The sequence below is a fragment of the Pantoea allii genome (assembly GCF_046529425.1).
Lineage (GTDB): Bacteria > Pseudomonadota > Gammaproteobacteria > Enterobacterales > Enterobacteriaceae > Pantoea > Pantoea allii.
The window spans coordinates 4,068,967-4,081,131 of record NZ_CP125958.1 but is presented as its reverse complement, the minus strand read 5'-3'; the positions used below and the strand labels follow the sequence as shown (position 1 = coordinate 4,081,131).

Below are 12,165 nucleotides of genomic sequence, written 5' to 3'. Positions count from 1 at the left end.
CTGTTACCTCGCTCAGTGCGTCGCCGCAGAGCGGGCGACAAATTTTTCGCCCACGATCAGATTGACGATCTCGCTCAGGTCGGTGTCCGCCACCCGGCGATCTGCCACGTTCGTGCCTTCGTACATCACCATGATCCGGTCGCAGACCAGGAACAGATCCTGTAAGCGATGGGTAATCAGGATCACGCTGACGCCGCGCGCCGACACCCGACGAATCAGTTCCAGCACCGCTTCGACTTCGGCCACGGCCAGCGCCGCAGTGGGTTCATCCATGATCAAGACTTTGGGATCAAAGGCGGCCGCGCGGGCGATGGCGATAGCCTGGCGTTGTCCGCCAGACAGATTGCGCACCAGCAAACGCGTGTCGGGAATGGAGATGCCCAGACCTTTCAGCATTTCCCGCGCATCGGTATGCATTTTTTCCTGATCGAGAAAGGGGATGCCGAGGATCGATTTCATCGGCTCGCGTCCCATAAACAGGTTGCCTGCCACATCGACCGTGTCGCACAGCGACAGATCCTGATAAACCATTTCGATATGGCAACGGCGTGAATCCGCAGGATTACTGAAATGCTGCGGTTCTCCATCAATACGAATCGTGCCGCTGGTGGGCACCACCGCGCCAGACAGCACCTTGGTCAGCGTGGACTTGCCCGCGCCGTTATCGCCCACCAGGCCCAGCACTTCGCCAGGCGCCAGCTGTAAATTGACGCCGCGCAGGGAACGTATCGCGCCGTAGGTTTTGGTGATTTTCACCATCTCTACCCGTGCCGGGGCAGTATGTAATTGCTGCATTCGATAACTCCCATCATCACTCACGGGAAAAGCTGAACGGAGGTAAAAAAGCGTTATCCTGCACGGTTTACGCCCTTGTAAACCGGTTTACCTGCCAGATAAAGCCTTTATGCATAACCTCTGAACAACCGCTGTAACGATATTTGCTTGCCAGATACGCTATTGCAGCATCCGTGCCAGCCTGCAACACAGGCATTACACACGCGGTTTAACCATTTGTTTTTAAACACATTTAAATGTTAATTTCTGGTAAACCGGTTTACTAACTATAACGCTGAGAAATTAAAAAGCTCGTTATTTGCGCTAAAATTGTGCGCTTTTGCGCCATTTTGGGACGCAGTTAGCAAATTTGTATGGAATCACGCGCCACCCATTCCACCGCAAGACGGGTTTCGGCGGGGATATCGGCTTCGTCATTCAGGATGCGCAGCATGATGTTAACCGCGGTCTGGCCCAGTTCCCGGGCGGGCTGGCGAATGGTGGAAATGCGGGGTTGGGTAAAATCTGCATAGGTGGCGTCGTCGAATCCCACCAGCGACAGCGCCTCGGGAGCCCGCAGCCCGCGCGCGCGCAGGCCATCCAGCAAGCCCAGCACCAGATAATCACTGGCGGCAAACACGGCGGTCGGGCGGTGCGTCCGGCTGAACAGATGCTGAAGCGCCTGTTCTCCAAAGGTGCGCTGGTATTCGCCGTACATCACCCACTCGGGGGGAACGTCCAGGCCTGCCTGCTTCATGGCGGTGCAGAAACCCTGATAGCGTTCGCGCACGCTCATCAGTTCATCCGGCCCGCCCACAAACGCGATGTGACGATGACCGGCAGCGATCAGTTTTTCGGTGGCAATACGACCGCCCTGCACGTTATCGGCAAAGACTTTTGGCACCAGGCTGCCGGGAATATCTTCATCCAGCAGCACGATGCGCTGATGGCGGTTAATTTCCTTACGCAGCAGGCCGTTATCCGGGTGGTTGGTGGTAAACAGCAGGCCATCCACCTGGCAGGTATCCAGCCAGCGAATAAACTGGCTTTCTTTGCCGGGATGGTTACGGGTGATACACAGCACCAGGCTGTAGCCGTGGGCCGAGGCGGCTTCTTCGGCGGCATCGGCCAGTTCGGCAAAGAAGGGGTTGGTAATATCGGGCAAGACCAGCCCTAAGGTTTCGCTGCCGCCCTTGCTCAGACGGCGCGCCAGGCTGTTGCCGCGATAATCCAGTTGGCGAATGGCGGCTTCGATACGGTCGATGGTGTCCTGCGGCAGCATAATGCTTTGATTCATATAGCGGGATACGGTCGCTTTCGACAGCCCGGCCAGCGTCGCTACATCGGATAACAGCACCCGTTTTTTACTCATATCCACAGCCATGTTGCCCAGAATCGGCTATCTGTAACACAGTTACGCGCAACGGATACAGTATTTTTGAGCCAGACCCGGCGATAAAATAATCGCTTGACAAAATCTGAGCGGAAGAGAATGGTAGAGTCAGTTTACCGCATTACCCGGGAGTCACTCCCAAACCGGCTTAACCCGTTTCAGGTGTTCACCATAATGGACAGTGAACAGAAATGACGTTATTCAGGTTCAGGCTGAATAAGCCATTCCTACGATATTTGCCCGCCAACAATAATCCCTCTGCATTTCGATGCGGAGATCGACTGGTTATCGCGTATTCCCGACGAGGAATTTTATGATGATGTCATTTAACACCAGAAAATTGCGTTCTGTTGCGCTGGCAACGGGCTTACTGGCAGCGGGTTCTGTTTTTTCTTTGGCTCACGCAGCACCGACTTATGCGCTGGTACAGATTAACCAGCAGGCCCTGTTTTTTAATCAGATGAATAAGGGCGCACAGGAGGCGGCAAAAGCCAGCGGTAAAGAAGTAGTGATTTTTAACGCCAACGATAATCCCGTATCGCAAAACGACGCCATTGAAAATTATATTCAGCAGGGCGTAAAGGGCATTATGGTGGACGCGATTGATGTGAACGGCATCATGCCTGCCATTAAAGAAGCGGCTGCCGCAAAAATTCCGGTGATTGCGATTGATGCGGTATTACCGGCTGGTCCACAGGCGGCACAGGTGGGCGTGGATAATCTGGAAGGCGGTAAGATTATCGGTAAATATTTTGTCGACTATGTGGCAAAAAATATGGGCGGCAAAGCACGGCTGGGGATTGTGGGGGCACTGAATTCTGCGGTCCAAAACCAGCGTCAAAAAGGCTTTGAAGACACCATCAAGAGCAATCCTGGCATCACCGTTGCCGATGTGGTTGACGGTCAGAACGTGCAGGATAACGCGATGACGGCGGCTGAGAACCTGATCACCGGGAACCCGGACTTAACGGCCATTTATGCCACCGGCGAACCGGCCTTACTGGGGGCGATTGCGGCCGTGGAGAACCAGGGACGCCAGAAAGACATCAAGGTGTTCGGCTGGGATCTGACCTCAAAGGCTATCACCGGCATTGATAACGGTTACGTCACGGCGGTGTTGCAGCAGGACCCGAAAAAAATGGGGGAAGAAGCCGTGAAGGCGCTGAACCAGATTACCGCAGGCAAAAGCGTACCCAAAACCATACTGGTACCGGCCACGGTCGTGACCAAAGCTAACGTCGACAGCTACCGCGCGATGTTTAAGTAACCGATGCCTCGCCGCCTGCACGCAGCAGCGCGGCGAGTTCGTTGACGGAGGGGAAGGCGCTTAGCGTGCCACGGCGACTCACCGTTATGGCGGCGGCCTGGCTGGCATGAGTAAGTGCTAACTTATCTGTCTGAACCTGACGGATGAGCGCCGACGCCAGCATCACCGCAAGAAAGGTATCGCCTGCGCCGGTGGTATCCAGCGCCTGAACGTGCTGGGCCGGGCAAAACGTACGCTGGGTGCCCTGAATCAGCCAGGCACCGGCGCTACCGTGAGTAACCACTAACGTTTTTACCGCTTCAGGCTGCAACTGCCGGGCTTCGTGCTGATTCACCACGGCAATATCCACCAGCGGCCAGCAGGCACTAAATCCGGCATGGACTGGCGAAGGATTAAATACGGTGATCAGGCCACGCGATTTCGCCAGCCGGAACAGCGCATGGGTTTTCTCTGGCGAGAAATTGCCCTGTTGTAGCAGCATATCGCCCGGACGAGCCGCCGCCAGATGGCTGACGATCGTGTCGAGGCTCAGCGCCTCGGCGGCCCCGGTACTGGTAATAATGGCGTTGTCACCGTCCGCGCTGTTTAAAATAAGCGAGGTATCGCTAAAGGGGTGAACAGGTTCAGCCGGCAGCAAATAAAGCGGCTCCTGCGTGAGCTGCTGGCGAATCCATATTCCATTACTGTCTTGTCCCGTTGCGGCAATTAAATGGGTTTCAATGCCGCAGCGGGATAACAGAATGGCCTGATTCGCGCCTTTGCCGCCGATATCCTGCGACATTTTATTTCCATGAATGGATGCGCCCTTTAGCGGAATATCGGCAATGGACCAGGTTTCATCGACAGTGATATTTCCGGCCACATACACACGCATAGTGTTTCCCTGAACAGGATGAAGAAAAGATGGTTGCTATATCAGCAGGAAAAAATGATGCAATACAAGCGATATTTTCCCGCCCAAAAGCGGTGATTGGCGTTATTCACTGTGACCCGTTTCCCGGTGCGCCACAATATCGGGGGAAACCGGTCAAGGCGATAATTGAGCGCGCCCTGCGCGATGCGGAAAATTATATTTGCGGCGGCGTTCATGGCCTGATCATTGAAAACCACGGCGATATTCCGTTTTCAAAACCCGAGGATATTGGCCCGGAAACGTCCGCCCTGATGGCGGTCATCACGGAAAAAGTGCGTGAACGTTTCGGTGTGCCATTGGGGATTAACGTATTAGCCAATGCGGCACTGCCGGCCTTTGCCACCGCGCTGGCGGGTGGAGCCGATTTTATCCGCGTTAATCAGTGGGCCAACGCCTACATCGCCAACGAAGGCTTTATAGAAGGCGCTGCCGCCAAAGCCCTGCGCTATCGCAGCCAACTGCGCGCCGAGCATATCCGGGTGTTTGCCGACAGCCATGTCAAACACGGCAGCCATGCAATTGTGGCCGACCGCTCTATCCAGGAGCTGACGCGCGATGTCGACTTCTTTGACGCGGACGCGGTGATCGCCACCGGACAGCGCACCGGCGACAGCGCCACCCTGGACGAGATCGACGACATTCGTGCCGCCACCGCCTTGCCGCTGCTGGTGGGCTCGGGCGTGACGCCAGCCAATGTCTGCCAGATTCTGGGCCGCACCCAGGGCGTGATTGTCGCCAGCGCGCTCAAGGTGGATGGCGTGTGGTGGAACGATGTGGATCTGGAAAGGGTGAAACACTTTATGGCCGTGGCACAGGCGGCGCTGGATAAGGCGTAGTGGCCGTTTAGCGCAACAAAAAACCCCGCTGGTGAGGCGAGGTTTTTTGTTTACATCAGCACGGTTAAGTGCGGTGCACACCATGCAGTATCAACGTTTTGAAATATACGAACAAATCCGCTATAGCGCAAGTGGGTGAGGTTTTATTGTTCGTTCTTCCTTAGCCGTTATGCGGCAGCGCTCGTAATAACGGGTCTTAACGCTTTGTCTATAAAGTTATTTTGTTATGGTTTTCCACGTTGATAGTGATGTGCTCTGAGGCCGCACCGGGTTGTGAAAGCGGCATTCCATGACAGACAAGTCCTGGCTGAAACGGGTGGTGCCGTCAGTGCCTTAACCTCTTGGGGCACATCATGCAGTATCAACCTGATCAGCCTGTCACAGGCAGCGGAAAGGTACGCAGGCTGAAAGTGCTCCTGACCACAGGAGTCAGCGTATGAGATGGATAGAAATCGCACGCGTATTTCTGAAGCTCATGGTTGCGCTACTGCAACTGCTTGAAATTATCGTGAAGACCTTCAGGTAAATCACGTTCAGGCCGCACCTAAGGGAGGTGATATTCACCTCCCTTTAACAATGCGGTTGAAAAGAGGAACAGCGCCGTTGTAACTCAGGCCAGCCAGCCTTTTACCACCGGCAGTACCGCCGGAATCTGCGACAGCAGGTAGAGAATCAGGCCGATGGTGCCACCCACCAGCGTCCCGTTGATGCGGATAAACTGCAGGTCTTTACCGATGTTGAGTTCGATCTGCCGGGACATATCACGGGCATCCCAGCTTTTCACGGTGTCGCTGATATGGCGCGTCAGAAAGCCAGCAAACTCAGGCGCGACGCTGCGGGCGGCGTCTTCCAGATGCTGATTCATGGAGCTGCGCAGCCCTTCATCGGCGGCCAGGGTTTCACCCAGCCACAGCGCCGCCAGACGGACTTTGTCCTGCACTTTTGAATCGTCGCTGCTCAGATCGGCTTTCAGCCAGTTACGCAGATCGCCCCAGAGTTCACCGATATAGCGGTTGAGCGTAGGATCGTCTTTTAACCAGCCTTTGATCACCTCTGCGCGCTCGGCCATCTCGGGATCGTTTTTCAGTTTCTCAATCAAACGATCCACCGCACGGTTAAAACCCAGACGCAGCTCATGGCCCTGATCCAGCGCCACATCGTCCAGCAGGGAATCCACCGCATTGGCCACCAGCTCTGCGCTGTGCTCACCCAGCCATTCGGTCGGCAGCATTTTGGCTTTGATAGGATGTTCACGCTTCAACCAGCGCACCAGCTGGCTGGCGATAAACTCCCGGGTGCTGGGTTTATGCAGCAGACGCAGCAGCTGATCCACCGCCGCATCCAGCAGTTCCTGATGACGGTTGTTTTTCGTCAGGCTTTCCAGCATCAGCGCGCCGCTCTGACTGAGATCGACTTTATCGATCGCCTTGTGCACTGCCCGGCGGATAAAGTGCTGAATCCGGGCGTCATCTGTCAGATCAAGAAAGCCACGCATCACCTGTAACAGATGGCGGCCGATCCGATCCGCATTGCCGGGGGCGCTCAGCCACGAAGCTAACATCTGAGAAGGATCGTGACGGCGGATCAGGTTCAGCAGCGAATCGGTATCCAGAAACTTTTCCTGCACGAAGCGACCAAGATTTTCCCCGATACGATCTTTATTCCGCGGGATGATCGCCGTATGACGGGCGATAAAGGGTACCGGCACGCGCCGAAACAGCGCGACCACCGCAAACCAGTCGGCCAGCGCACCGACCATCGCGGCTTCGGCAATGGCTTTGATGCCGCTAACGTAAAAGTTGGGCGGCAGAAACAGGGTGACCACAAAGGTGGCGGCGGCCAGCAGCAGCAGCGACAGCGCCAGACGTTTCGTCCGTTTTAGTTCGAGTTGTTTATCCATATCCTGATCTTAGCAGCTTGCCTGATAAGTAAGTGAAAAATGCCCGACTGCGCCCGTGCGCCACAGGTCAGAATGGTACTGAATCCTACCCTGTTATTCGGCGAACGCTCCCCGAATCGGACTGTTCCTAAAACTAATCACCGTGAAAATTACCACTCTGATAAACAGTTACGCCAGGGTACATTTCGGGTGCAGTCTCAATACGTTGACGCATCTTATCCATGGAACCAGACCAGGAGAATCACGTGAAAGCAATCGCAACGGCAACCGCAAGTCTGTTGATGTTAATGAGTGGCGTGACCGCGCAGGCGGAAGGGCTCACCACCTCGGCGGATGGTAAAAACCTGACCGTCAGCTTCGGCCAGCCCACCATCAAGCAGGTGCTGCACTACCGTAAAATGTACGACAAAAAACCCTTCCCCGATGCCGAGATTTATTACTACGACAACGGCACCTATAAAATCATCTCGCAGGGCGAAAACCACTACGGCGTTTACGTGATGCAGGGTAAGTTCGATGATGAGACCTTCACCGTGCGCTTTATCTCGCTGCCGTCCACTGACTGGGGCAATAAAACCGCCTTCCACCAGTTAACCTTTGTGCGCGGCGACAAGCAGAACGTGTTTATCCAGAACGCGATTGTGGATACCGGCGAGGCGATCGCCCAGCAGAACGGCACTTACACGCAGGAAAAGAACACCGTGACCAATCCGGTGTCCACCAGCTGGAAACACAAGTAATCGCATGGTGGCGGCCTGGCTGCCACCGACTTTTACCGATGGCGACCGCCTGAGAAGGGCACCGCACAGGGCGCGGCCAGCGTCAGTAACAGGCGCTGGACCATGCTTACCCAGGCGCACAACGAATGCCGCTGGCAGGGTTGCCGACAGACTGGTCCAAAGCGCGCAGATATTTAAAGCCCGCCGCCGTCAGCTCTGAGAATGGGCAAGGCGTCAGGCAGAATTGCCCGCCGCCCTCAGATTGACGTCTGCTCCTTTACTGCTGAACCCCGACTTCTGCACCTCTACTTATCCACCTCTTCAAAATTCAGCAGCGTGACGCCAATACCCTGTTGCGCGTGCGTCACGTTTTTGCGCAGTGCCACCTGCACCTTGCCCTGCAACATCACCACGTAAGGCGAGTTTTGCTGTAACTGCTGTTGCAGGGACACATAATCGGCCCGACGCTGCGCGGCATCGCTTTCTCCGGCGGCTTTGCGGGTCAGGGCGCTCAGTTCGGGAATATCCCAGCCCACGCGCCAGGCCAGGGTTTTGCTGCCGTTGGGTACGTTATAGGCGAAGGTGCTGGCGTTGGTGTTCGGATCGATGTAGTCCGCGCCCCAGTAGGTAAAGATGGATTCGAAGTTGCGGCTGCGCATTTTGCTCCACAGCTCCGATTCCGCCACCGGCTGGATATCCAGATTCACATCGGCTTTGGCAAAGCTCGACTGCAGCGCCTGGGCGATATCGATATAAGGCGGCTGATTCACCACCGACAGCGCGATATGCGCGCCGGGCTTAATGCCGCCTTTGGCTAAGATCGCTTTGGCTTTTTCGACATCGTAGTGGAACGGTGTGGTCTCCAGCGCGCCGTCAAAACCCTGCGGCAGGAAGCTCTGGTGCACGCGGTATTGCCCTTTCAGCAACTGATTCGCCAGGCTGTCGTAGTCCACCAGCCAGCGCGCTGCCTGCCATAAGGCCGGATTGCCCAGCGCAGGCTGCTGCGGGCTTTTGGTATTAAAACCCAGGTAGTAGATCAGACTGGAGGGAAAGGCGGCGATGTGCACGTTGGGATCGCTTTTCAGCGAGGCAAGCTGATCCGGCCCCAACTGGTAAGCCGCATCCACATCGCCCTGCTGGATCAACAGCCGACGGGTGCCCGGATCGGCCACGCCTTTCAGCAGCACCCGTTTCAGGTGCGATTTCTGCGTGCTGTTGGGGTTTGCCTCCAGCACCAGCGCCTGCAGGGGCACAAACTGTTTGATCGCATAGGCCGCGCTGCCCGCCGAGTGGGTTTTCAGCCAGCCATTGCCGAAGTCGTTGTTGGCGGCATGCGACTGCGCCAGCTTGCTGTCAACGATGGAGGAGACGGACGCGGTCAGCAGGTGCAGGGCCAGATCCTGACCGATCTCTGCCGGCCAGCGCAGCTCCACCTGATGGTCGTTGATGACGGTGAACTGCTGGTCGATATTCTCCGGCGTCCAGCCAAATTCCCCTAGGATAAACGAGGGCGCTTTGTTCAGCTTCACCGCGCGGGTTAAGGAGAACACCACATCCTGCGCCGTTAACGGATTACCGCTGGTAAAACGCGCCTGCGGGTTCAGGTCAAACACCAGGCTGTGCGGCGTTTTACCCGGCTGCCAGCGCAGCGCCGCCAGTGGGGACAGTTTTTGCGGGTCCTGATTGTCCGGCTGCAGTAAGGTCTGATAGATATTGCGCAGGCTGCCGGTGCTGACGGTTTCAAAGCTTTCCGCCGGATCGAAACTGATAATGCCGTCCAGCGGCACGGCGACCACGAAGGTATCTTTCGGCGTCGCCGCGTGGGCGGCAGAGGAGAGAGCAAGGGCGGTAAGCAGGAGCAGCGGTTTGCGCATAGCGGTTATCCTTAATGATTGATAACCCTACTTTAACCCGCGCCAGAGCAGGTCAAAATGCCGGTTTGTTCTGAGCTATGCCAGTTTCGTCTTAGCCGATTTGTCTTAGGTGATAAGCCGCCCAACAGCGGGCGGCTCTGGCCGTCAGTGGAAGGTGTGAATGACTTCCAGCACGCCGTTGATGATGAACTGCACGCCCATGCACACCAGCAGAAAGCCCATCAGGCGCGAGATCGCCTCAATGCCGCCTTTGCCCACCAGGCGCATGATCGCCCCCGAACTGCGCAGGGAAATCCATAAAATCACGCTCACCACCAGGAAGGTCAGCACCGGTGCCACGTTGAGTACCCAGGCGGGAAAATCTACCCCGCTACGCACCGTGGAGGCCGATGAGATGATCATCGCGATCGTCCCCGGTCCGGCGGTGCTGGGCATCGCCAGCGGCACAAAGGCGATGTTCACCGGTTCCTGCGCGGTTTCCAGCTCATCGTGCTTGTGTTTGGCTTCAACCGAGTGGCCCACCGGCTTCGCCGGAAACAGCATGCGAAAACCAATAAAGGCCACGATCAGCCCACCCGCGATGCGCAGCCCCGGAATGGAGATGCCGAAGGTGTGCAACACCGCGCTGCCCGCGTACCAGGCCACCATCATGATGGCGAACACATAAATGCTCGCCTGCAGCGCCTGACGGTTGCGCTCCTGAAAACTCATCTCACCGGCCAGGCCCAAAAACAGCGCCACGGTGGTAAGCGGGTTGGCGAGCGGCAGTATCACCACTAAGCCCAACCCGATCGCTTTGATTAACTCCAGCATACCTTAACCCGCTTAATGTTTCGGACGTTCCAGCGCTTCCAGCAGTTCCGGGAAGAAGTCTTGCAGGATCTCCGGCGTCATCAGCTCCGGGTACTGCATCAGGTGCTCGCGGATACGTTCATTCACATCCGGGATCAGGCGCTGTGCAGCATCGCTGGCGCTGATCTTGTGCTTTTTCATGCTGCGAAGCAGGTCGGCGGGCAGGTTGTCTTCGTCTTCGCTGTCTTCCACCATCTCCAACGCATCCAACTCGTCGAACATCTCCATCAGGGCTTCGGTCTGCGGCGTGCGGGATTCATATTCGCGCGGATGTTCCTGCTCCAGATAACGCAGCATGGCGCGCATCGGCGTGCCGTCGGGCGAAGAGGGCGGTTCGGTTGCGAACCAGGTCAGCATTTGGTGGCTGGTAATCTGGTGGACGTGATAGCCCTGATCCACCAGTTCGTCGGCCAGCAGTTCGGCGCTTTCGTTTTCGATCAAACAGATATGCGTGCGGTTAGGATCGTACTCTTCGAGCCACTGGTAGATCTCTTCGATCACGCCGTCGTCGTACTCGAACTTTTTATTGACGAAGCTTCCTTCTGACGCATTAACGCAGGCTGTGATCAGGTCTGGATCGAAGTAAATGGCGATGTTGATACCTTTCATGCGTGCTGTCCTGTTCAAATCAAAACATCACTATAACGCTCAACGCATTAAGAAGGGAAACTTATGGCTAAAGGTGTTGGGATTCAGGGTGATGCATGCGGTAAACAGGGCGGGAATGCGCGGGGAGAATGCCGTGCGGGAAGAGGCGATTGACCTGCCAGCACGTGGCTGGCAGGTGGCGGTCAGGAGATAAAGTTTTTACCCTGTTTCAGCACCACGTCACAGGCTTTGGTTTTCAGCTTCTCGCCCATCGGGGAGTTGCTGAGGCTTTGCAGGTTTAGCTGTTGGCCATTGCCGGTGTTCAGCAGTCCGGCCACGCCCTGGGTGTAATCCGGTTTCTGCTGCTGTGCGGCGGTGGTATCCAGGCCAAGCTTGCTCAGCACCTGGTCCTTCACCGACTGCACGTTGTTTTTCACCACGTTGTGCTCCACGCAGTACTGCATGACGCCGGCGGCGTTGGTCATGCTGTTGGCGCTCATGGCTTTGTCGTTGCTGTTCAGCAGGCTGGTAATGGAGGACATCGACAGCCCGCCGTTCTGCTGACCGGATGCACCGTTATTTTGCTGGCTAAGCTGGTTGGCGGCACTGCTGAGTTGATCCTGCCAGCTTGCGGCTGACGCATTGCCCGCCAGCAGCAGGGCTGCCATGGCGCAGAGGATATGGCGCTTTTTCATTTCGACCTCGGTTTGGTTTTATGCTTCATGCTGTTAAGAGGCGGTGCGGATGAGAAAGTTCCGACGGTATGATGAGGGGAAGGCGGTTTGGGAGGATTCTGGCAGCCCGGAAGGGCGGGTTTGCCGGGTTCCGTGTGTTTTTTCGCCGCTTAGCGCACAACACAGCGGAATTGGGTTGCGTGCTGGGCACGTAACGGTATAATCCCCAACGTTTTCCGCATCCTCTTCAGTGCCGAAGTGGCGAAATCGGTAGACGCAGTTGATTCAAAATCAACCATCGAAAGATGTGCCGGTTCGAGTCCGGCCTTCGGCACCAGTATCCTTTCCATCCCCGTCCGGGGAAGTCCAAAAAAC

At 56.2% G+C, this 12,165-nt stretch carries 11 protein-coding genes and 1 tRNA gene; 4 read left to right on the top strand and 8 right to left on the bottom strand.

Going from position 1 to position 12,165, the window contains the following annotated elements; genetic code table 11:
- Positions 1-12: 12 nt before the first annotated feature.
- Positions 13-759 (bottom strand): ATP-binding cassette domain-containing protein, encoded by a 747-nt coding sequence (locus tag QNH99_RS19185; protein WP_410517689.1) that lies wholly within the window; start codon positions 757-759, stop codon positions 13-15.
- Between the two features lie 376 nt (positions 760-1,135).
- Entirely contained in the window at positions 1,136-2,158 is a 1,023-nt protein-coding gene (locus QNH99_RS19180) for a LacI family DNA-binding transcriptional regulator (protein ID WP_410517082.1), read from the bottom strand.
- 325 nt (positions 2,159-2,483) lie between these two features.
- Between QNH99_RS19180 and QNH99_RS19175 the strand changes: the two genes are divergently transcribed.
- Entirely contained in the window at positions 2,484-3,434 is a 951-nt protein-coding gene (locus QNH99_RS19175) for a substrate-binding domain-containing protein (RefSeq protein WP_063878204.1), read from the top strand.
- On the opposite strand, the gene QNH99_RS19170 is transcribed toward QNH99_RS19175, so the two are convergent.
- Positions 3,427-4,308, bottom strand: a complete 882-nt coding sequence (locus QNH99_RS19170; RefSeq protein WP_410517081.1) for a ribokinase — start codon at positions 4,306-4,308, stop codon at positions 3,427-3,429. The genes QNH99_RS19175 and QNH99_RS19170 overlap by 8 nt on opposite strands.
- A gap of 29 nt (positions 4,309-4,337) precedes the next feature.
- Here QNH99_RS19170 and QNH99_RS19165 point away from each other — a divergent pair, with 29 nt between their 5' ends.
- Complete coding sequence (locus QNH99_RS19165; RefSeq protein ID WP_063878206.1) at positions 4,338-5,183, top strand: BtpA/SgcQ family protein; 846 nt, start codon at positions 4,338-4,340, stop codon at positions 5,181-5,183.
- Positions 5,184-5,793: 610 nt separating this feature from the next.
- On the opposite strand, the gene QNH99_RS19160 is transcribed toward QNH99_RS19165, so the two are convergent.
- A complete protein-coding gene (locus tag QNH99_RS19160) occupies positions 5,794-7,083 on the bottom strand; it encodes a DUF445 domain-containing protein (RefSeq protein ID WP_096011490.1) in 1,290 nt (429 codons plus the stop codon).
- 245 nt (positions 7,084-7,328) lie between these two features.
- Here QNH99_RS19160 and QNH99_RS19155 point away from each other — a divergent pair, with 245 nt between their 5' ends.
- On the top strand, positions 7,329-7,823 hold the full coding sequence (locus QNH99_RS19155; RefSeq protein WP_096011491.1) for a hypothetical protein: 495 nt from the start codon (positions 7,329-7,331) through the stop codon (positions 7,821-7,823).
- Positions 7,824-8,107: 284 nt separating this feature from the next.
- Here the strand turns inward: QNH99_RS19155 and QNH99_RS19150 are convergent, their stop codons facing one another.
- The 4 genes from QNH99_RS19150 to QNH99_RS19135 form a co-directional block, all read right to left on the bottom strand.
- Positions 8,108-9,676 (bottom strand): ABC transporter substrate-binding protein, encoded by a 1,569-nt coding sequence (locus QNH99_RS19150; protein ID WP_410517080.1) that lies wholly within the window; start codon positions 9,674-9,676, stop codon positions 8,108-8,110.
- A 144-nt stretch (positions 9,677-9,820) separates the two neighbouring features.
- Positions 9,821-10,489, bottom strand: coding sequence for a MarC family NAAT transporter (locus QNH99_RS19145; RefSeq protein WP_063878210.1), 669 nt, complete (start codon positions 10,487-10,489; stop codon positions 9,821-9,823).
- A gap of 12 nt (positions 10,490-10,501) precedes the next feature.
- A complete protein-coding gene (locus QNH99_RS19140) occupies positions 10,502-11,137 on the bottom strand; it encodes a hypothetical protein (RefSeq protein WP_410517079.1) in 636 nt (211 codons plus the stop codon).
- Between the two features lie 182 nt (positions 11,138-11,319).
- Positions 11,320-11,811 carry a DUF2501 domain-containing protein gene (locus QNH99_RS19135; RefSeq protein ID WP_410517078.1) on the bottom strand — a complete coding sequence of 164 codons (492 nt, stop codon included), beginning with the start codon at positions 11,809-11,811 and terminating at the stop codon, positions 11,320-11,322.
- A 231-nt stretch (positions 11,812-12,042) separates the two neighbouring features.
- Between QNH99_RS19135 and QNH99_RS19130 the strand changes: the two genes are divergently transcribed.
- Positions 12,043-12,127: transfer RNA gene (locus tag QNH99_RS19130), tRNA-Leu, on the top strand.
- The last annotated feature ends 38 nt before the right edge of the window (positions 12,128-12,165 follow it).